At 59.3% G+C, this 17,340-nt stretch carries 15 protein-coding genes; 7 read left to right on the forward strand and 8 right to left on the reverse strand.

Annotation, left to right across the window (positions count from 1 at the left end):
- Positions 1-5 precede the first annotated feature (5 nt).
- From parC to B9Z33_RS11990, 3 genes are read right to left on the reverse strand one after another with little or no spacing between them, the layout of a single operon-like run.
- Positions 6-2,375: a DNA topoisomerase IV subunit A gene (gene parC, locus B9Z33_RS11980; RefSeq protein WP_108287275.1), complete on the reverse strand. Its 2,370-nt coding sequence runs from the start codon at positions 2,373-2,375 to the stop codon at positions 6-8.
- A complete protein-coding gene (locus tag B9Z33_RS11985) occupies positions 2,372-3,247 on the reverse strand; it encodes a BRO family protein (protein ID WP_108287276.1) in 876 nt (291 codons plus the stop codon). Before B9Z33_RS11985 ends, parC begins: the two co-directional genes overlap by 4 nt.
- A 25-nt stretch (positions 3,248-3,272) precedes the next feature.
- Positions 3,273-5,264, reverse strand: coding sequence for a DNA topoisomerase IV subunit B (locus B9Z33_RS11990; RefSeq protein ID WP_108287277.1), 1,992 nt, complete (start codon positions 5,262-5,264; stop codon positions 3,273-3,275).
- Positions 5,265-5,384: 120 nt separating this feature from the next.
- Between B9Z33_RS11990 and B9Z33_RS11995 the strand changes: the two genes are divergently transcribed.
- The 5 genes from B9Z33_RS11995 (at position 5,385) to bamC (ending at position 9,539) form a co-directional block, all read left to right on the forward strand.
- Complete coding sequence (locus B9Z33_RS11995; RefSeq protein WP_108287278.1) at positions 5,385-6,596, forward strand: MFS transporter; 1,212 nt, start codon at positions 5,385-5,387, stop codon at positions 6,594-6,596.
- Entirely contained in the window at positions 6,593-6,835 is a 243-nt protein-coding gene (locus tag B9Z33_RS12000; RefSeq protein WP_108287279.1) for a hypothetical protein, read from the forward strand. Before B9Z33_RS11995 ends, B9Z33_RS12000 begins: the two co-directional genes overlap by 4 nt.
- Before the next feature lie 19 nt (positions 6,836-6,854).
- The gene (locus tag B9Z33_RS12005) at positions 6,855-7,400 is read left to right on the forward strand and encodes a bifunctional 2-polyprenyl-6-hydroxyphenol methylase/3-demethylubiquinol 3-O-methyltransferase UbiG (RefSeq protein WP_108287280.1); all 546 of its coding nucleotides are present in this window, start codon (positions 6,855-6,857) and stop codon (positions 7,398-7,400) included.
- Between the two features lie 109 nt (positions 7,401-7,509).
- Complete coding sequence (gene dapA, locus B9Z33_RS12010) at positions 7,510-8,406, forward strand: 4-hydroxy-tetrahydrodipicolinate synthase (RefSeq protein WP_108287281.1); 897 nt, start codon at positions 7,510-7,512, stop codon at positions 8,404-8,406.
- Between the two features lie 41 nt (positions 8,407-8,447).
- Positions 8,448-9,539 carry an outer membrane protein assembly factor BamC gene (gene bamC, locus B9Z33_RS12015; protein WP_108287282.1) on the forward strand — a complete coding sequence of 364 codons (1,092 nt, stop codon included), beginning with the start codon at positions 8,448-8,450 and terminating at the stop codon, positions 9,537-9,539.
- 112 nt (positions 9,540-9,651) lie between these two features.
- Here bamC and B9Z33_RS15630 read toward each other — a convergent pair whose 3' ends face one another.
- Together B9Z33_RS15630 and B9Z33_RS12020 are read right to left on the reverse strand one after the other, a co-directional pair.
- Positions 9,652-9,825 (reverse strand): hypothetical protein, encoded by a 174-nt coding sequence (locus B9Z33_RS15630; protein ID WP_167394373.1) that lies wholly within the window; start codon positions 9,823-9,825, stop codon positions 9,652-9,654.
- Between the two features lie 182 nt (positions 9,826-10,007).
- Complete coding sequence (locus B9Z33_RS12020) at positions 10,008-11,144, reverse strand: JmjC domain-containing protein (protein WP_108287283.1); 1,137 nt, start codon at positions 11,142-11,144, stop codon at positions 10,008-10,010.
- Between the two features lie 66 nt (positions 11,145-11,210).
- Between B9Z33_RS12020 and B9Z33_RS12025 the strand changes: the two genes are divergently transcribed.
- Entirely contained in the window at positions 11,211-11,744 is a 534-nt protein-coding gene (locus B9Z33_RS12025) for a peptidylprolyl isomerase (protein WP_108287284.1), read from the forward strand.
- A gap of 34 nt (positions 11,745-11,778) precedes the next feature.
- Complete coding sequence (gene dut, locus B9Z33_RS12030) at positions 11,779-12,249, forward strand: dUTP diphosphatase (RefSeq protein WP_108287285.1); 471 nt, start codon at positions 11,779-11,781, stop codon at positions 12,247-12,249.
- Positions 12,250-12,328: 79 nt separating this feature from the next.
- On the opposite strand, the gene B9Z33_RS12035 is transcribed toward dut, so the two are convergent.
- Genes B9Z33_RS12035 through B9Z33_RS12045 form a run of 3 tightly spaced genes read right to left on the reverse strand, consistent with a single transcriptional unit; the run spans position 12,329 to position 17,024 of the window.
- Positions 12,329-13,498, reverse strand: a complete 1,170-nt coding sequence (locus B9Z33_RS12035) for an HlyD family efflux transporter periplasmic adaptor subunit (RefSeq protein WP_233252814.1) — start codon at positions 13,496-13,498, stop codon at positions 12,329-12,331.
- An 8-nt stretch (positions 13,499-13,506) separates the two neighbouring features.
- The gene (locus B9Z33_RS12040; protein ID WP_158270212.1) at positions 13,507-15,657 is read right to left on the reverse strand and encodes an ATP-binding cassette domain-containing protein; all 2,151 of its coding nucleotides are present in this window, start codon (positions 15,655-15,657) and stop codon (positions 13,507-13,509) included.
- 2 nt (positions 15,658-15,659) lie between these two features.
- Positions 15,660-17,024, reverse strand: coding sequence for a TolC family protein (locus tag B9Z33_RS12045; RefSeq protein ID WP_108287287.1), 1,365 nt, complete (start codon positions 17,022-17,024; stop codon positions 15,660-15,662).
- Positions 17,025-17,340 lie beyond the last annotated feature (316 nt).

Raw genomic sequence — 17,340 nt, forward strand, 5'->3', positions numbered from 1 at the left:
ATAGATCACTCCACCCGCGTCACCCGACTCGGCTTGAACCCGAGGTCCGCCACACGGCCCTTTTTGGCGCGGGCCGCTTTGGCGTTGTTCAGGCTGCGGATTTCCAGCGTTTCCTCGCGCGCTTTGCCGCCTCGGCCAATGCCTTCGATCTTGACGCTGCGGGTGTAGGCCGCTGCGCCCGCCAAGGTGTCTTTGGCTTCGAGGTCGATCAGCATCAGGCCTCGGCCACCTTTTTCCATGGTTTTGAGTTCGCTGATTTCGAACGTCAGCACCCGACCGCCGGTGCTGGCACAGCAGACGCTGGTGGCCGCAGGCATGGCTTGTTTGTCGGCCGGCACGGTGGCGCTGGAGCCGCTCACATGGCTGGGAGCGCAGACGGTTTCGCCTTCGCCCAAGCTGATGAAGGCTTTGCCTGCCTTGTTGCGCGAGACCATGTTTTCGACCGAGGCCATGAAGCCATAACCGCCGGAGCCGCTGAGCAGCAGTGTGGCGTTGGACGGGCCTGCAAAGTAGTGGGCAATTTGCGTGGTGGGTTCCAGCTCGATCAGCGTGGTCACGGGCTGGCCGTCGCCTCGGGCACCGGGCAGTGTGGCCACCGGGACGCTGTAGATGCGGCCGTTGCTGCCGAAAATCAGCAGCGTGTCCACCGTGCGGCATTCAAAAGTGCCATACAAACCGTCGCCCGCCTTGAAGGCGAAGCTGGTGGCGTCGTGGCCGTGTCCTGTGCGGGCACGCACCCAGCCTTTTTCCGACACGACCACCGTCACCGGCTCGTCCACCACCTTGACTTCGGCGATGGCTTTTTTCTCTTCCTGGATCAGCGTGCGGCGTGGGTCAGCAAAGGTTTTGGCGTCGGCTTCGATCTCTTTGACCATCAGGCGGCGCAACGCGGCGGGGCTGCCCAGAATCTCTTCGAGCTTGCCCTGTTCTTCGCGCAGCTCAGACAACTCCTGCTCGATCTTGATGGCCTCCAGCCGGGCCAGTTGGCGCAGGCGGATTTCCAGGATGTCTTCAGCCTGACGATCGCTGAGCTTGAAGGCTTCGATCAGCGCTGGCTTGGGCTCGTCGCTGTGCCGGATGATGCGGATCACCTCGTCGATGTTGAGCAACACCAGCTGACGGCCTTCCAGAATGTGGATGCGGTCCAACACTTTGTTCAGGCGGTGCTGGCTGCGGCGGGTGATGGTGATTTGGCGGAAAGTGACCCACTCCACAATCATCTGGCGCAGTGACTTTTGAATCGGCTTGCCGTCAATGCCGACCGAGGTCATGTTGATCGACGACGAGGTTTCCAGGCTGGTGTGCGCCAGCAAGGCGGTGATGAGTTCTTGCTGCTCAATGCGGCTGGTTTTGGGCTCAAACACCAGGCGCACCGCGGCGTCTTTGCTGGACTCGTCGCGCACCACGTCGAGCACATTCAAGATGCTGGCCTTGAGCTGCATCTGGTCGGTGCTGAGCGCTTTTTTACCGGCTTTGACTTTGGGGTTGGTGAGTTCTTCGATCTCTTCGAGCACGCGCTGCGAGCTGACGCCTTGCGGCAATTCGGTCACCACTAACTGCCATTGGCCGCGGGCGAGTTCTTCGATCTTCCAACGGGCACGTACTTTGAGGCTGCCGCGACCGGTGCGGTACGCGTCGGCAATGTCGCTGGCCGGGCTGATGATCTGGCCGCCACCGGGGAAGTCGGGGCCTGGAATGATGGCCATCAACTCGCTGTCGCTGAGCTTGTCGTTTTTGATCAAGGCCACGCAAGCGTCGGCCACTTCGCGCAGGTTGTGGCTGGGAATTTCGGTGGCCAGGCCCACGGCAATGCCGCTGGCGCCGTTGAGCAAGCTGAAGGGCAAGCGGGCGGGCAGCTGGCGCGGCTCTTCGGTAGAGCCGTCGTAGTTGGGAATGAAATCCACCGTGCCCATGTCGATCTCGTCGAGCAGCAAGCTGGTGATGCGCGACAAGCGCGCTTCGGTGTAACGCATGGCGGCAGCGCCGTCGCCGTCGCGCGAGCCAAAGTTGCCCTGGCCGTCGATCAGCGGATAGCGCTGCGAAAAGTCTTGCGCCATGCGCACCAGCGCGTCATAGGCGGCGGTGTCGCCGTGCGGGTGGTAGCGGCCCAGCACATCACCCACCACGCGGGCGCTTTTGACAGGCTTGGCTGCGGTGTTGTTGTTGGGGCCGCTGTAGGACAAACCCATGCGGTCCATCGAATACAAAATGCGCCGCTGCACCGGCTTTTGGCCGTCGCACACATCGGGCAAGGCGCGGCCTTTGACGACGGACAGCGCGTACTCGAGGTAGGCCCGCTGGGCGTAGGCGCCCAGGTGGTCGCCTTCGGGCGCGGCAGGTTGCAGTGAAGTTTCAGGGGTCAGCAAATCGGTCATCTTTTGGGCGCGTTTTTGTTTTTGCGTTCGGGTGTTTGGGGGATTTGGGCAGGCATTGATTTGCCGGGCGGCAAAAAGTTACTGCCCGTCACCACTTTTTGCCCCGTGCGTTTTTCCAGATCGTCTTTGGCGCGCTTGGCCACCCGGCCACCTTCTTTGCCAGCTTTGGCGTTTTGTTGCAGGCCTTGGGCTTCTTCGGTTTCAGCAATCTGGCGGGTGGACAGTTCGGCCAATGCGGTAAAGATGAGTTCTGCCTCGCTCATGTGGTCGCGCAGGTTCTGTGTTTTCAAAGACTTGAGCGACTTGTGTGCCTGCACGCTCAAGCCTGTCCATTCTTGGTGAATGATGTTGGTGAGCAGCGCGAATTCGTCCGCCTTTTCAACGCCACTTTCCTTCCAGTAATCGGTCAACTTATTGCGGGTTTCTTGCCCCGTCATGCGCTGCTGAATCCACTTGGTGCTGCGTCCCAGCTTTTGCCAGTTTTCGCGGGCGCGCTGAAGACTTTGTGCAGGGTCGGCCATTTCTTGCATGCGCTCATGGCCGACCTTGGCCAGCCAGCGCTTGAACGGCTCGGCTTTGGGAGAGGGTATCGACTGAATCAGGCGCAAGAGTGTGGGCACATCGGCGGCCAGCGTTTTGCGCATGACCCCGGACTCACTGGGCATAGGCACCTGGGGACAATTTGTCCCCAGGTAGCTACCCAATTCAGCATCGCGCTTGCGCAGTTTTTTCAAGTAATCAGTGGGGTTGATGCTGTCGGTCAGCACCTCCACCACGTCCACCACGGAGAAATACCACTTCTCCTGCGCGGCGTCCCAATGCGAGCGCACGCGGGTGGACTCAAACAGTTGGACGGGCTGAGCGGTCGTCATGGCATCTTAGACATCACTGTTGACATCAAACGTCGATTTCGATGCTGTCGCCGTGCAGTTCCATCAGCTCGCGGCGGGCGGCAGCTTCGCCTTTGCCCATGAGCTGGGTCATGAGGTTTTCAGTCCCGGCGTTGTCCAGTGGCCCCAGCTCGATCGGCAGCAGGCGTCGCGTATCGGGGTTGAGCGTGGTGTCCCACAGCTGCTCGGCGCTCATCTCGCCCAAGCCCTTGAAGCGGCTGATGCTCCAGCCGCCTTCTTTGACGCCGTCTTTGCGCAGCTTGTCGATGATGGCCGTGAGCTCGCCCTCGTCCAGCGCATAGGCTTTGGAAGCGGGCTTTTTGCCGCGCGCCGGCGCATCGACGCGGAACAGCGGAGGACGCGCCACATACAGGTGCCCGGCTTCGATCAGCTTGGGGAAATGGCGGAAGAACAAGGTCAGCAGCAGCACCTGGATGTGCGAGCCGTCCACGTCCGCGTCGGACAAGATACACACCTTGCCGTAGCGCAAATTGCTCATGTCGGGGTTGTCATTCGGCCCGTGCGGGTCCACGCCAATGGCCACCGAGATGTCGTGGATTTCGTTGTTGGCAAACAGGCGGTCACGGTCCACTTCCCAGGTGTTGAGCACCTTGCCGCGCAGGGGCAAGATGGCCTGGCACTCTTTGTTGCGGCCCATCTTGGCGCTGCCACCGGCCGAGTCGCCCTCGACCAAAAACACCTCGTTGTGCAGGATGTCTTTGCTCTCGCAGTCGGTCAGCTTGCCTGGCAGCACGGCCACGCCGGAGCTCTTGCGCTTTTCGACCTTTTGGCCCGCTTTTTGGCGGGTTTGCGCGGCCTTGATGGCCAGCTCGGCCAGCTTTTTGCCGTAGTCCACATGCTCGTTGAGCCACAGCTCCAGCGCCGGGCGCACAAAGCTGGACACCAGTCGCACCGCGTCGCGCGAGTTCAGGCGTTCCTTGATCTGGCCCTGGAATTGCGGGTCGAGCACCTTGGCGCTCAGCACATAGCTGGCGCGGGCAAACACGTCTTCGGGCATGAGCTTGACGCCTTTGGGCAGCAAGCCATGCAGCTCAATGAAGCTTTTGACGGCCGTGAACAGGCCATCGCGCAAGCCGCTGTCGTGCGTGCCGCCCGCGCTGGTGGGGATCAGGTTGACGTAGCTCTCGCGCACCGGCGCGCCGTCTTCGGTAAACGCCACGGCCCACGAAGCGCCCTCGCCTTCGGCAAAGCTGTCGTTGTTGCCGTCGGCAAAGCCTTCGCCTTCAAACAGCGGGATGACCGGGTCACCGTTGAGCGTTTGCGTCAGGTAGTCGCGCAGACCGGCTTTGTATTGCCACTGCTGGGTTTCTTTGGTTTTTTCATTCACCAAAGTCACCGTCACACCCGGCATGAGCACCGCTTTGCTGCGCAGCAGGTGCGTCAGCTCGTTCATGGGCAGGTTGCTGGATTCGAAGTATTTGGCATCGGGCCAGGCGCGAACCGTGGTGCCTTGTTTGCGGTCGCCCTCGCCTGTGGCGCGTTTGACCAAAGGCTCGGTCACGTCGCCGTCCGAGAACACCAGGGTGGCCACCTGGCCTTCGCGGTAGCTGGTGGCTTCCAGCCGTTTGGACAGCGCATTGGTCACACTCACGCCCACGCCGTGCAAACCGCCAGAGAAGCTGTAGGCCCCGCCCTTGCCCTTGTCGAACTTGCCGCCCGCGTGCAGGCGGGTGAACACCAGCTCGATCACCGGGGCGTTTTCTTCGGGGTGCATGCCAAATGGAATGCCCCGGCCATCGTCTTCGATGCTGACCGAGCCGTCGACGTGCAGAACCACTTTGATCTTTTTACCGTAACCCGCCAGCGCCTCGTCGGCGGCGTTGTCCAGCACTTCCTGAATGATGTGCAGGGGGTTGTCGGTGCGGGTGTACATGCCCGGACGTTGCTTGACGGGCTCCAGACCTTTGAGGACTCGGATGGAGCCTTCGGAATAATCACTCGAGGCGCTGGAAGTTTTGACAGTTGATTGGGTGGCCATGGTGGCGGATTGTAGTGGGAATTCAGAGCAATAACTGGATGAATAAACAGTAAACACCACAGGATTGAAGCCGTCCTTTGAGAGACGAGGTGTCTGCCTGAGATTGGTTACATTCCAAGGATGCAACACAAACCGCTTTCTTTATTTCAGGTCTTGGCCTGCGGCGCAGCCATCGTCACCTTGTCCATGGGCATTCGCCACGGCTTTGGTCTGTGGCTGCAACCGGTCACCCAATCGCAAGGCTGGGGACGCCAAGAATTCGCTTTTGCCATGGCCATACAGAACCTGACCTGGGGCTTGATGGGTATTTTTGCGGGCATGTTGGCCGACAAATTTGGCGCTTTCCGCGTCATCTCAGCCGGTGCCATGCTGTACGCATTGGGTCTGGTGGGCATGTCGCAAGCCCAAACGCCCTGGATGTTTGCGCTGTTCACGGGCGTCATCATTGGCACCGCGCAGGCGGGCACCACCTATGCCGTGATTTACGGTGTGATCGGGCGCAATGTGTCTGCTGAGCGCCGCTCCTGGGCGATGGGCATAGCCGCTGCGGCGGGCAGTTTCGGGCAGTTCTTGATGGTGCCCGTCGAGGGCATGCTGATCAGCCAGACGGGCTGGCAAACCGCATTGCTGATTCTGGCCACCGCCACAGCGCTCATCATTCCGCTGGCCTGGGGCCTGCGCGAGCCGGCTTTGCACGCACCCGGCCAAGTCAAGCGCGAACAAACCATTGCCCAATCGCTCAAAGAAGCTTTCCAGTACCCCAGTTTTCAGCTGCTGATGGCGGGCTATTTTGTGTGTGGTTTTCAGGTCGTTTTCATTGGCGTGCACATGCCCAGCTACTTGAAGGACCACGGCCTGGCACCGCAGGTTGCCAGCTACGCGCTTGCCCTGATCGGGCTGTTCAACGTGTTTGGCACCTATATCGCAGGCACGATGGGCCAAAGAATGGCCAAAAAGAACATCCTGGCCTTCATTTACCTGTCTCGCTCCGTGGCCATCGCGCTGTTTTTGCTGGCCCCGCTCACGCCCACCAGCGTCTACATCTTCTCGGCCGTAATGGGTTTGCTGTGGCTGTCCACCGTGCCGCCCACCAACGCGGCTGTGGCCCAGATTTTTGGCGTGGCGCATTTGTCCATGCTCAGCGGCTTCATCTTTTTCAGCCACCAAATTGGCTCGTTCATGGGCGTTTGGCTCGGCGGTTACCTGTACGACAAAACCGGCAGCTATGACATCGTTTGGTATCTGGCCATTGCCTTGGGCATCTTTGCCACACTGGTGAACTTGCCTGTGCGCGAAAGCCCCATTCAACGACATTCGCCACAAGCCGCATGAGCGCCAGCCTGCCCGACACCCCAACTGGGCGCGAGCCCAGCAGGCTCACGAACGCAAGCGTGCCGACAGCGCCCGTTCAGGCATCCGAGCTGAACCGACCTTCGGCCGCAGGGGCGACCTCCTACAAAAAACCGGGGGTCTGGATCGCGGTTGCGCTGATGTTGGGCGTCACGTTCTGGCTTTATGCCAAACCCGGCGTGGTCGTCATGCTGGCGGACCAACTGTGGTCTTGTTTCTGATATTGCCTACGAGTTGAACATGCACGGCACCGAAAATCCTTCTGCCTGGGTCCAGCGCTGGAGCCACTTGATAGCCCCTCAAAGCCGTGTGCTCGATGTCGCTTGCGGCGCGGGTCGCCACATGCGCTGGCTGGCTGCCCAAGGCCACCACCCGCAAGGCGTGGACCGCAACCCCGATGCCGTGGCCTTGGCACAGGCTTTTGGCGCCGTCACCTGCGCCGACATTGAGAACGGCACCTGGCCTTTCGCGGGCCAGACTTTTGGGGCCGTGGTCGTGACCCACTACCTGTGGCGACCCCTGTTGCCCGCCATCGTGCAGTGCGTGGCTGCGGGTGGCGTGCTGATTTACGAAACCTTTGCCGCTGGCAACGAAACCGTGGGCAAACCCTCACGGCCTGACTTTTTGCTGCAACCCAGTGAACTGCTGCGGGCCACCGAAGGTTTGCGCACCGTGGCCTATGAAGACGGCTTTGAGACATCGCCAGACCGGTTTGTTCAGCGCATTGTCGCTGTGCGCCCCTTGACCGCTGACGATGTCGTGCGTTGGTCTTTGAAAGCGAATTGAGTTGACTCCGGGTTTTTCCTGCCGCCTCCGATGACATTCACCCGGTCCGGGGACATAAAACCGGTCGGCAATCGTTAGAATGGGTTTTTTCTGTTCAGAAGCACCTGACATGACCACCGAATCTCGCCACATCCAAGGCAGTATCCCTGCCCTGATCACCCCCATGCTCGAAGACGGCAAAGTGGACTACCCCACCTTGCGAAAACTGATCGATTGGCATGTGGCAGAGGGCACCGACTGCATCGGCGTGGTCGGCACCACGGGAGAATCCCCCACCGTCACGGTCGATGAACATTGCGAAATCATCCGCGTCTCGGTCGAGCAAGCGGCTGGCCGCGTGCCGATCATGGCCGGGTGCGGTGCCAACTCCACAGCCGAAGCCATCGAACTGGCCAAATTCGCCAAAAAAGTAGGCGCCGACTGCCAGCTGCAGGTCGTGCCTTACTACAACAAGCCAACCCAGGAAGGCCAGTACCGGCACTTCCGGGCGATTGCCGAAGCCACGCCCGACCTGCCCGTGATTTTGTACAACGTGCCCGGTCGCTCGGTCGCCGATATGCAGCACGACACCGTGCTGCGACTGGCGCAGGTGCCCGGCATCGTCGGCATCAAGGAAGCCACCGGCAACATCGAACGCGCCCAGTGGCTGATCCGCGATGTGCCCAAAGAGTTTGCCGTGTACTCCGGCGACGACCCGACCGCCGTGGCCCTGATGCTGTGCGGTGGCGCAGGCAACATCAGCGTGACGGCCAACGTGGCACCGCGCCTGATGCACGAGCTGTGCATGGCAGCCATCCGCGGCGACATCCAGGAAGCCATGCGCATCCAGTTCCAGCTGATGCCGGTGCACAAAAACCTGTTTGTCGAAGCCAACCCGATTCCTGTGAAATGGGCCATGAACCGCATGGGCCTGAGCGGCCCCACACTGCGTTTACCCATGACCGAGCTGTCAGAGTCTCAGCAGCACTTGGTTGAGGCTGCACTCAAGGCCAGCGGCCTGATTTGATTTCCATCTAAGGATTGCTTGTGAAATTGTCCCATCGCTCTATGTCTTACCTCTCGGTTCAACGCTCCGCTGTTGTCGCCGCCTTGGCCCTTGTGGTCAGTGGCTGCTCCATTCTTGAAGAAGACAAGATTGACTACAAAAGCGCAGCCAAAGCCCCAACACTGGAGATTCCCCCAGACCTGAGCCAATTGCGCCGCGACTCACGCTATGCCATTGAAAGCAACTCAGCCACAGCCTCTGGCTTCAACAGCGCCAGCGCACGCGTTGCAGATGCAGGCACCGCAGCCAACAACTTGGGCGACGTGCGCATGGAGCGCCAAGGCAACCAGCGCTGGTTGGTGGTGGCACGCCCAGCCGACAAAGTGTGGGAACCCCTGAAAGAATTCTGGACCAGCAATGGTTTTGTCCTGATCACCGACTCGCCCGACGTGGGCATCATGGAAACCGACTGGGCTGAAAACCGCGCCAAGATTCCGCAAGACATCATCCGCAAAACATTGGGCAAAGTGCTCGATTCGCTTTATTCGTCAGGTGAGCGTGACAAATTCCGCACCCGCGTGGAGCGCAATGCGCAAGGCGGCGTGGAGATCTACATCACCCACCGCGGCATGGTCGAAAACTACACCAGCGCTCAAAAAGAGCAAACCATCTGGCAACCCCGCGCCAGCGACGCTGAGCTCGAAATCGAATTCTTGCGCCGCCTGATGGTGAAGCTGGGCGCCACGCCGGAAGCCGCCAAAACAGCCAGCGCCGACGCGACACCTGCGGCCTTGACTGCCGTGACAGCTGTAGACGGCCAACCAACCATTGTGCTCAACGACACCCTGGACCGCGCATGGCGCCGCACAGGCGTGGCCTTGGACCGCACGGGCTTCACTGTTGAAGACCGCGACCGCACCAAAGGCATTTATTTCGTTCGCTATGTGACACCCGGCTCCAACGACAAAGAGCCAGGCTTCTTTGCCCGCATGTTTGGCAGCAAAACAGAAGTGGCACCTTTGTCACGCTACCGCATTGCGCTGACCGACAAAGGCAACGCCAGCATGGTCCGCGTGCTGGATGCCAATGGCCAACCCGAAACCTCAGGCAATGCCGAGCGCATTTTGAAGCTGTTGGCCAACGAATTGCGTTGAACCTGGGCTGGCCTGCCAAGGCCAGCAGGGGCCAAACGCAACCCATAAAAAAACCCCGCCATGCGGGGTTTTTTTATGCGTCCCCGGCAAACACCGGGAATGCGCTGGCCAATTACTTGGCTGCAGAAGCGTCAGCAGCAGGAGCGGCTGGAGCAGCAGAAGCGTCAGCAGCAGGAGCGGCAGCAGCAGGAGCTGGAGCAGCAGGAGCAGCGGCTTCTTCTTTTTTGCCGCAAGCGGACAAAGCAGCAGCAGCGATGATGGCGGCCAAAACGAGGGACTTGTTCATGATGATTTTCCTTATAGGGGTTGAAAAACAATTTCCGGAAATTGTCGAAACAACCATGACGGTTGTTCTGACCGAGACAAAAGCACTCGAGCTCTTCTGCACTCAGCGCACGATTATAGCGTTTTCCCTAGTGAGTCCCCAAACGAGCGCACGAACCTGACGCGAAACCTTCTAACCACTGCTCAGGCAGGGAAATTCTCAAGCGGTTTTAGCCATGAAGCAGACATCCAATCGAGCAAAGCTTCACAAGCTGCATCGCTCAACATGGCGCATGAACCCGCAGAAAGAAAGCGGTTATCGGCCAATTGACGCAAGATGCGCGCATCTTTACCACCAACGCGGAAGCTTTCGCTGTTGATGAACACATGCCGATCGTCGTACATCATTTTGGTGCGTCGATCCAACTGAACACCCGCCGACAAATCAGGCTCGTTCTCTGATGTTTCAAACCAGACATTCGATTTGGGCTCGGTCAGGTATTCACCCAGCAAGCTGTCCAGCAAATGCGGATCCTTGAGTGCTTTATCGACCACTTGGCGTGCAAAGCCAGACAAAGCCTGCGGAATGGCAGCAGGAGACGACACCGCTGTTTGTTTGGGATCACGGTACAGCGCATCACCCAACCCCTCAAAAGACTCATCGGCCAGGCCCAGCAAAAGCTCCCGCGCCAACTCGCCCTCTTGGGGTGCACGAAAGCCGATGGACCACGTCATGCATTCGCCAACGGCGACGCCATCGTGTGCGTATTTGGGTGGCAAATAAAGCATGTCACCCGGATTGAGCACAAACTCTTCTTCGGCCTCGAAGTTCTGCAAGATTTTGAGCGGCACGCCCGATTGCAGCGTCAGGTCCTTGTTGCGGCCAATGCGCCAACGGCGTTGGCCATGGGCCTGGAGCAAAAACACGTCATAACTGTCAAAGTGCGGCCCCACACCACCGCCATCGGTGGCGTAGCTGATCATCAAATCATCCAGCCGCGCATCGGGCACAAAGCGAAACTGCTGCATCAGCGCATGCACGCCGTCATGGTGCAAGTCCACGCCTTGCACCAAAAAGGTCCATTTTTTCTGGCTGAACGGGGGCAAGCTGCGCTTTGCCAATGGGCCATGCTTCATCTTCCAGCCCTTGTCCGAATCCACAATCAGCCGCGACTCCACGCCTTCTTGCCCTGCCAGTGCCACCAATTCCGTGCGTCCGACACAGGGCACAAAACCGGGGATGGCATTGTGCACCAGCAAAGGTTTTTTTTGCCAATGGCGCTTCATGAATTGGCTGGCCGTCAAGCCGCCTAGCAGGGCCAAGGGTTGTTCTGTGTTCATCTCGGGTTCTCGCATCTCAAAGCCAAGGCGGCCAAAAAGTGGCCGCCAAACTGCGACAATTGTCCTATGGAAATCAAGACACCTTCTGTGGTCGCACTGACCTGGACACTCAAAGACACCCTGGGCGAAGTTCTGGACACCCTGGACGAGCCTGTGGAATTTTTCATTGGCGGCCAAGACCTGCTGCCCAAGATCGAGGAAGCCCTGCAAGGCCACGAACGTGGTGCCAAGGTCGACCTGCACCTGGAGCCTGAGGACGCCTTTGGCGACTTTGACGAAAACCTGCTGTTTTTAGAACCGCTGGCCCTGTTCCCTGAAGGGCTCGAGCCCGGCCTCACGATCGAAGGCACCGCTCTGCCCGAGGGTTGCAACCCCGACGCACCACGCAATGCCCTCTACACCGTGACCGAAATCTACCCCGAGCACGTGGTGCTGGACGCCAACCACCCGCTGTCGGGCATTGCTTTGCGTTTGCACCTGAAGGTCGAATCGGTGCGCGAGCCGACCGAGGCCGAAGTCGGCAGCGGCAGCTGCGGCACAGGCTTCTTCAAGATCGAAGTGGGCGATGAAGGCATACCCTCTGGCCCCACCTTGCACTGACCTGTCAGCCCCAAGCCCTGAGACTGCTCAAACCATGACCCAAGCCATCGAAATCAAAGTTCTGGACAAACGCCTGCACGAGTGGGGTCTGCCCAAATACCAAACCCCACTGGCCGCAGCCATTGACCTGTTTGCCTGCATCGAGCAGCCCCTGCAGCTCAAGCCCCAGGAAGCGGCCGTGCTGATCCCGTCGGGCATCGCGCTGCACATGGACTCGCGGGACTTTTGCGCCGTGATCCTGCCTCGCTCGGGGCTGGGCCACAAAAAAGGCTTGGTGTTGGGCAACAGCGTCGGCCTGATCGATGCCGACTACACCGCCCAATGCTTCATCAGCGTCTGGAACCGCAACCCCGCCAGCAGCAACGAAATCATCACCATCCAACCCGGCGAACGCATTGCCCAAATGATGTTCTTGCCCGTGGTGCGGCCCGAGTTCAAAGTTGTCGAAGCGTTCAGCACCACCAGCGAACGCGGTGGCGGCGGATTTGGCTCAACGGGCGTTTAAATGACGTCTAAAGCAAGGGGCATCTGAGCCCCCACCTACAGGCTCTGGGCATTTCAACATGCCAGCGCCCCCTCGGACATCAAATCGGGCGCAAAGCCTGTGACATCACCTTGCTGACCGGGTTAATCAGATAAGACAGCACCGAACGCTTCGCGACCACCAAGTCCACTTGCGCTGTCATGCCGGGGCGCACTTCCATGCGCTGGGCTTTTTCGCCATCAAAATCTTTGCTCCCAATCTTCACATGCACGCGGTAATACGGCTGTGGGCCACGCTGGGTTTCCTCGTTCAGCGTGTCAGGGCTGACATAAATCACCTCTCCCCGAAAGCCGCCGTACACGGTTGAATCAAACGCATCCAGCTTCACGTTCGCCGTTTGCCCCACTGTGACAAACGCAATGTCGGCCGGATACACCTTGGCCTCCAAAATCAAGCCGCTTTGTGTCGGCAGCAGCTCCATCACGATGTCACCTGCGCGCACCACACCGCCCAACGTGGTCACCCGAATGCTTTTGACCAAGCCACGGCTGGGTGCGGTCATATCGGTTTGCTCCAGCAACTGAGTGCGGTCGTTCAGTGCCTCGCTCTGCGCATTCAGGTCCTCTTGCGCTTTGGTCATTTCGGCCTGAGCATCCTGGAAAAACTTGTTGTGACGTGTCGTGATCTGGGCCTCCACATCGGCAATCTGGCGGCGTGACCGCAAGATATCGGCCTGACTCACGTCACCCGTTGCCTCCAGTTTGCGGATCATCTCGCCCTCTTCCACCAAAACAGCCCGGACCTTGCGCAGCGCCTGAATGTCCTCAATGAACGCTGTATTGCGGCGGTTGTACAGGTTGATCTGGTTTTCGATCAAGGCCGGATAAGCCTTCATCTCTGCATCAAAGCTCAATTTTTGGCCATACACCTCAGCGCGCAAACGGGCCAGCGTGATGCGCAGTGCCATCACTTTGCCCTGCGTGTCGTCCAGCGCAGCCCGTACCCGGGTTTTTTCAAAACTGGCCAGCAACTGCCCTGCTTGAACCTCGTCGCCTTCTTGAACCAGCAATTCACGCAGCACGCCACCATCCACCGCCTGAATCACCTGGGTGCGGTCACTCGCGATCACCTGACCTTGGGCACGCTTGACCTGATCGATCTCGGTCATGCCCGCCCACACCGTCATGATCACCAGCCCCACCATGGCCACCCACAAAGTCAGCCGAACCGAAGAGTTCGAGGGCATGTCCGCGTCTGATTGACTCATCATTTTTTTGTTCATACTTCCACCACTGCATTGGCCACAGCCATTTGAGCCGGCCGTTTCGACGCAGAATCCGCCTGCGCCTGAGAGTTCTGGCTCAATTGCGCCAACACCGCGTCACGCGGACCATCCATCACGATCTGACCACGCGACACCACCAAGACACGGTTCACCACAGACAACACACTGGGCTTGTGCGTCACCAACAGCAAAGTGCTGGAAGCCAACTGCGGGCTGACCAACGCATTCAGGCAGCGCATCTCAGTGCCGCCGTCCATGGACGCCGTGGGCTCATCGAGCAACATCACCTTGGGCTGCGCCAGCACCATGCGGGTAAACACCAGCAACTGTTTTTGGCCGCCAGACAAACCCCTGCCCCCCTCAGAAATGGGCAAATCAAGCCCCATGGGGTGCGATGCCACCTGGTCCAGCAAACCCGTCTGCATCATGGCCGCCTTGATCGCGTCATCGCCCGGATTGGGCAGGCCGATCAGCAAGTTCTGGCGCAATGTCCCCTCAAATAACCGGTGGTCTTGCTGCACATAGCAAACATGTCGGCTCATGGTCTCGCGCGCCACATGGGACACATCCAAACCGTCAATCAGCACACGCCCCTCGGTGGGTCGGTACAAACCAGCCACCATGCGCAGCAAAGTGGACTTGCCTGAACCCACGGTCCCCAAAATACCAATTCGCTCGCCCGGCGACACCACCAAACGCTTGATGGCCACCGCAGGCGGTGCCTTACCATAAGCAAACGACACATCCTCCAACAAGTAATTGCCGCGCAACACCGAAGGCGTCAAGGGCTGCACACCGGGCGTCGTATCGGTCTCCAGCTTGTACAAACCCTCCACCCCATTCATGGCCACACGCGCATGGGCATGCTGAACCATCAAACTCGGCAGCATCATCACAGCCGACAAAATCCGCCCACCCAAAATCGAGCAAGCAATCAAACCACCCTGCGTGATCACGCCCTCGATGACCAGCACCGCACCCAGCGAAATCAGCAACACAAAACTGAACTGCTGCATGCTGGCCATGAAGTACTGCAAACTGTCACTGGTGTGGCGCATCTTCAAGTCATTGAAGATCGTCTTGTTGCACAAATCAATCCACTTGGACAAGAACATCCAGCCACCGTGCGTGGACTTGATCGTCTCGGCACCTTCGACCGTCTCGACCAACATGCCGGTTTTCATGTTGACTTCTCGCTGCCCCTCTGCGGCCATGCGCTGCACCTTTCGGCGGAAGGCCAGACCCACCACCAAAGCCGCCACACCCAACACGAGAGGCACCACCGCCATCAAAGGCGACGCGATCCAAGAAATCACCAACAGAAAAATCACGGCAGCAGGCACGTCCACCAAGGCAAACAACGTCGAAGCGGTATAAAAACTGCGCACCTGTTCATAGCCACGCAGCTGCGAAGCCAGCGAGCCCACCGAAGCCGGCATCTGATCCAGCCTGACCGACAGCAAACGCTCAAAAATCTCGCGCCCCAAGCGAATGTCCAAGCCGACCACCGCACGGTCCATCACCTTGGAGCGGGCCCACTTCATGAGCCACTCGAACAAGATCAACATCAAGACACCGCCCAACAAAGCCACCAAGGTCTCGGTGCTGCGTGTCGGTATCACCTTGTCGTAAACCTGCATTGAAAAGAACGACACCACGACAGCCAGCAAGTTGACCATCACCGAAGCCAAAATGGACTCCGAAATCGGCCCCCTGAATGACTTGAGGCCCTTTTTCAGTTCCCCTTCAAAATTGGTGACAGCCCCTACAGCTCCAGCATCAGGCGGCAACAAACGCAACACACACGCCAGATCCGCAGCCCCCACATGCATCGCCTGCTGTCCCGGCAACTCCAGCAACCACTCATCGCCGTGCAAACCCTGGGTCAACATGCCCCAGCCGTGCGAACGGCTGAGCACCAGCAAAGGCAAGCGCTCACGCAATGGTTTGGGCAAACTGCGTGCCCCCACCCACCCGGCCTGCAAACACACCTGCTCGGCCAACTCGGGGGTCAGGGCCACTGCCTGGCCGCCCGTGACCGTCAGCAAGGCACCCTGCAACTTCACCTCATCCAGCGCAAACCGCTGCTCACGCGCCAAAGCCCCCAAGGCCTCGCGCAATTGATTCCAAGCCAATTCATCCATGATCATTGCATCCAATTTGTTTGATTTGGCAACTCTCCGCCGCGCAAACGCCAGCGGTAATAAGCCAATGTCGTTGCGTTGCCCGACTGGGCCAAACGCAACTCCGCCTGTGTCAGCTCCTGCACCGCATTGAGCACCTCCAGCCAGCTCTTGAGCCCGCCAAAATAAAGCCGCTCATAAGAGGCCAGGACATCACTCGCACTGCCGATCGTCGCCACCAAAGAAGCCCGGCGGTCAAACTCACGCTGCAAAGACGTCCAGTCCAACAGCAACTGTTCGCGTTTTTCCTGACGCAAAGTGTCCACTGCCTCCAGGCGCGCCTGCAAGCGCGCACTTTCAGCGGCGGTCTGGGTCATGCTGGCCAAGCCTGCACCCGGTGTGTAGTTGAGCCCCAGGGTCCATAAACTCCGATCGCTCGTGCTGGGCAGATCGCCCAAACGGCGCTGGTAACTCAGCACCAACTTGGGGAAACGCTCGGCCTTTTGAACAGCCAATTGATCAGCTGCGGCAGCAGCATCCAGCTCGGCTTTGCGCACAGCGGGGTGCTGATCCAGCCGCTGTGCGGACACAGCGGCCGACTGCCCACGTACCCAATCGGCCAAATGCTCTTGCATCAACGGCGTCATCAAAGCCGGCAAGGCCGCCTCTACGGGTGCACCCACAATTTGTGCCATGCGCTGGGCCGCGATCTGAGCAGACACATTGGCATCGGCCAAATCGGTCTGCGCACGCCCCACCCGCACGGCCAGCAACTTCAACTCCACATCAGAAGACAAGCCTGCCGACACACGCCGCTTCATGATCCCTTGGTAACGGTTCAGTACATCCAGCGTGCGCTGCGTGACTTGACGGTTCGCCTCAGCATCCAGCAAAGCGGCCCACACATCCACCAAACGCAAACCCAGCTCGCCCTGCACCACATGCACCTGTTCTAAGCTGGACTGGTCCAGCTTCTCGGTGGCGGCCACGCGCGATGTCAAAGCCCCACCCGACCACAGAGGCTGCTGCACGGTCAAAGTGGAGCCGTTTTGTGCTTTGCTGATCGGCCCTTCGGTGCTCTGGGTGCTGAAAGACAAAGTGGGCCAAAACGCCCACTTGGCCACATCCACATCCAGCTTGGCACCACTGGCCTGAGACTGCGCCGAACGCACCGAAGGGTGCGCCTGCAGCGCGCCCACCAAAATCTCATCAAACACCTTGTGCGCAGGTGTGGGTGCAGCAACAACCGCAGGCAACACCGCCGCCACCTGGCGCGCACCTGGCTGTGGCGCGGAGGGCTGAGCCAGAGCCAACGAGACGCCGCCCCAGCACAGCAGCGTCGCGCCCCAAGGCAGCAAGGCCCGAGACCCTTTTTGCAAATCAAACATCCTTGACCTCTCCGTCAACTCACGGCGCGCCTCGCGCTGTTTGTCTGCGCAGAAAAGCTGTCCGTCAAAAAATATCGCAAACAATCTAAACCAAAATACCGCTAATTTAGATCATTTAAAAACAATAACAACCTCTATAGTATCAAAAATAACGACACCTTCGTATGTATTTCCAACAAAATCAGCAAACCGTCTCAAAAAATGAACAAATATTGCCGAATTCAGACGCAAAAAGGCCTGCGCAAGCGAACAGGTGCAAAGCCCACTCGTGCGGGCCAACGGTGAAAGGCTCACCCGTTCGCCCGCACAGACCGGC

Source organism: Limnohabitans sp. T6-20, from assembly GCF_003063505.1.
In the GTDB taxonomy this organism is placed as follows: Bacteria; Pseudomonadota; Gammaproteobacteria; order Burkholderiales; family Burkholderiaceae_C; genus Limnohabitans_A.

Coding starts and splice junctions, on each gene's coding strand:
- parC (WP_108287275.1), bottom strand. CDS start 2,375: ATGACCGATTTGCTGACCCCTGAAACTTCACTGCAACCTGCCGCGCCC.
- B9Z33_RS11985 (WP_108287276.1), bottom strand. CDS start 3,247: ATGACGACCGCTCAGCCCGTCCAACTGTTTGAGTCCACCCGCGTGCGC.
- B9Z33_RS11990 (WP_108287277.1), bottom strand. CDS start 5,264: ATGGCCACCCAATCAACTGTCAAAACTTCCAGCGCCTCGAGTGATTAT.
- B9Z33_RS11995 (WP_108287278.1), top strand. CDS start 5,385: ATGCAACACAAACCGCTTTCTTTATTTCAGGTCTTGGCCTGCGGCGCA.
- B9Z33_RS12000 (WP_108287279.1), top strand. CDS start 6,593: ATGAGCGCCAGCCTGCCCGACACCCCAACTGGGCGCGAGCCCAGCAGG.
- B9Z33_RS12005 (WP_108287280.1), top strand. CDS start 6,855: ATGCACGGCACCGAAAATCCTTCTGCCTGGGTCCAGCGCTGGAGCCAC.
- dapA (WP_108287281.1), top strand. CDS start 7,510: ATGACCACCGAATCTCGCCACATCCAAGGCAGTATCCCTGCCCTGATC.
- bamC (WP_108287282.1), top strand. CDS start 8,448: ATGTCTTACCTCTCGGTTCAACGCTCCGCTGTTGTCGCCGCCTTGGCC.
- B9Z33_RS15630 (WP_167394373.1), bottom strand. CDS start 9,825: ATGAACAAGTCCCTCGTTTTGGCCGCCATCATCGCTGCTGCTGCTTTG.
- B9Z33_RS12020 (WP_108287283.1), bottom strand. CDS start 11,144: ATGAACACAGAACAACCCTTGGCCCTGCTAGGCGGCTTGACGGCCAGC.
- B9Z33_RS12025 (WP_108287284.1), top strand. CDS start 11,211: ATGGAAATCAAGACACCTTCTGTGGTCGCACTGACCTGGACACTCAAA.
- dut (WP_108287285.1), top strand. CDS start 11,779: ATGACCCAAGCCATCGAAATCAAAGTTCTGGACAAACGCCTGCACGAG.
- B9Z33_RS12035 (WP_233252814.1), bottom strand. CDS start 13,498: ATGATGAGTCAATCAGACGCGGACATGCCCTCGAACTCTTCGGTTCGG.
- B9Z33_RS12040 (WP_158270212.1), bottom strand. CDS start 15,657: ATGGATGAATTGGCTTGGAATCAATTGCGCGAGGCCTTGGGGGCTTTG.
- B9Z33_RS12045 (WP_108287287.1), bottom strand. CDS start 17,024: ATGTTTGATTTGCAAAAAGGGTCTCGGGCCTTGCTGCCTTGGGGCGCG.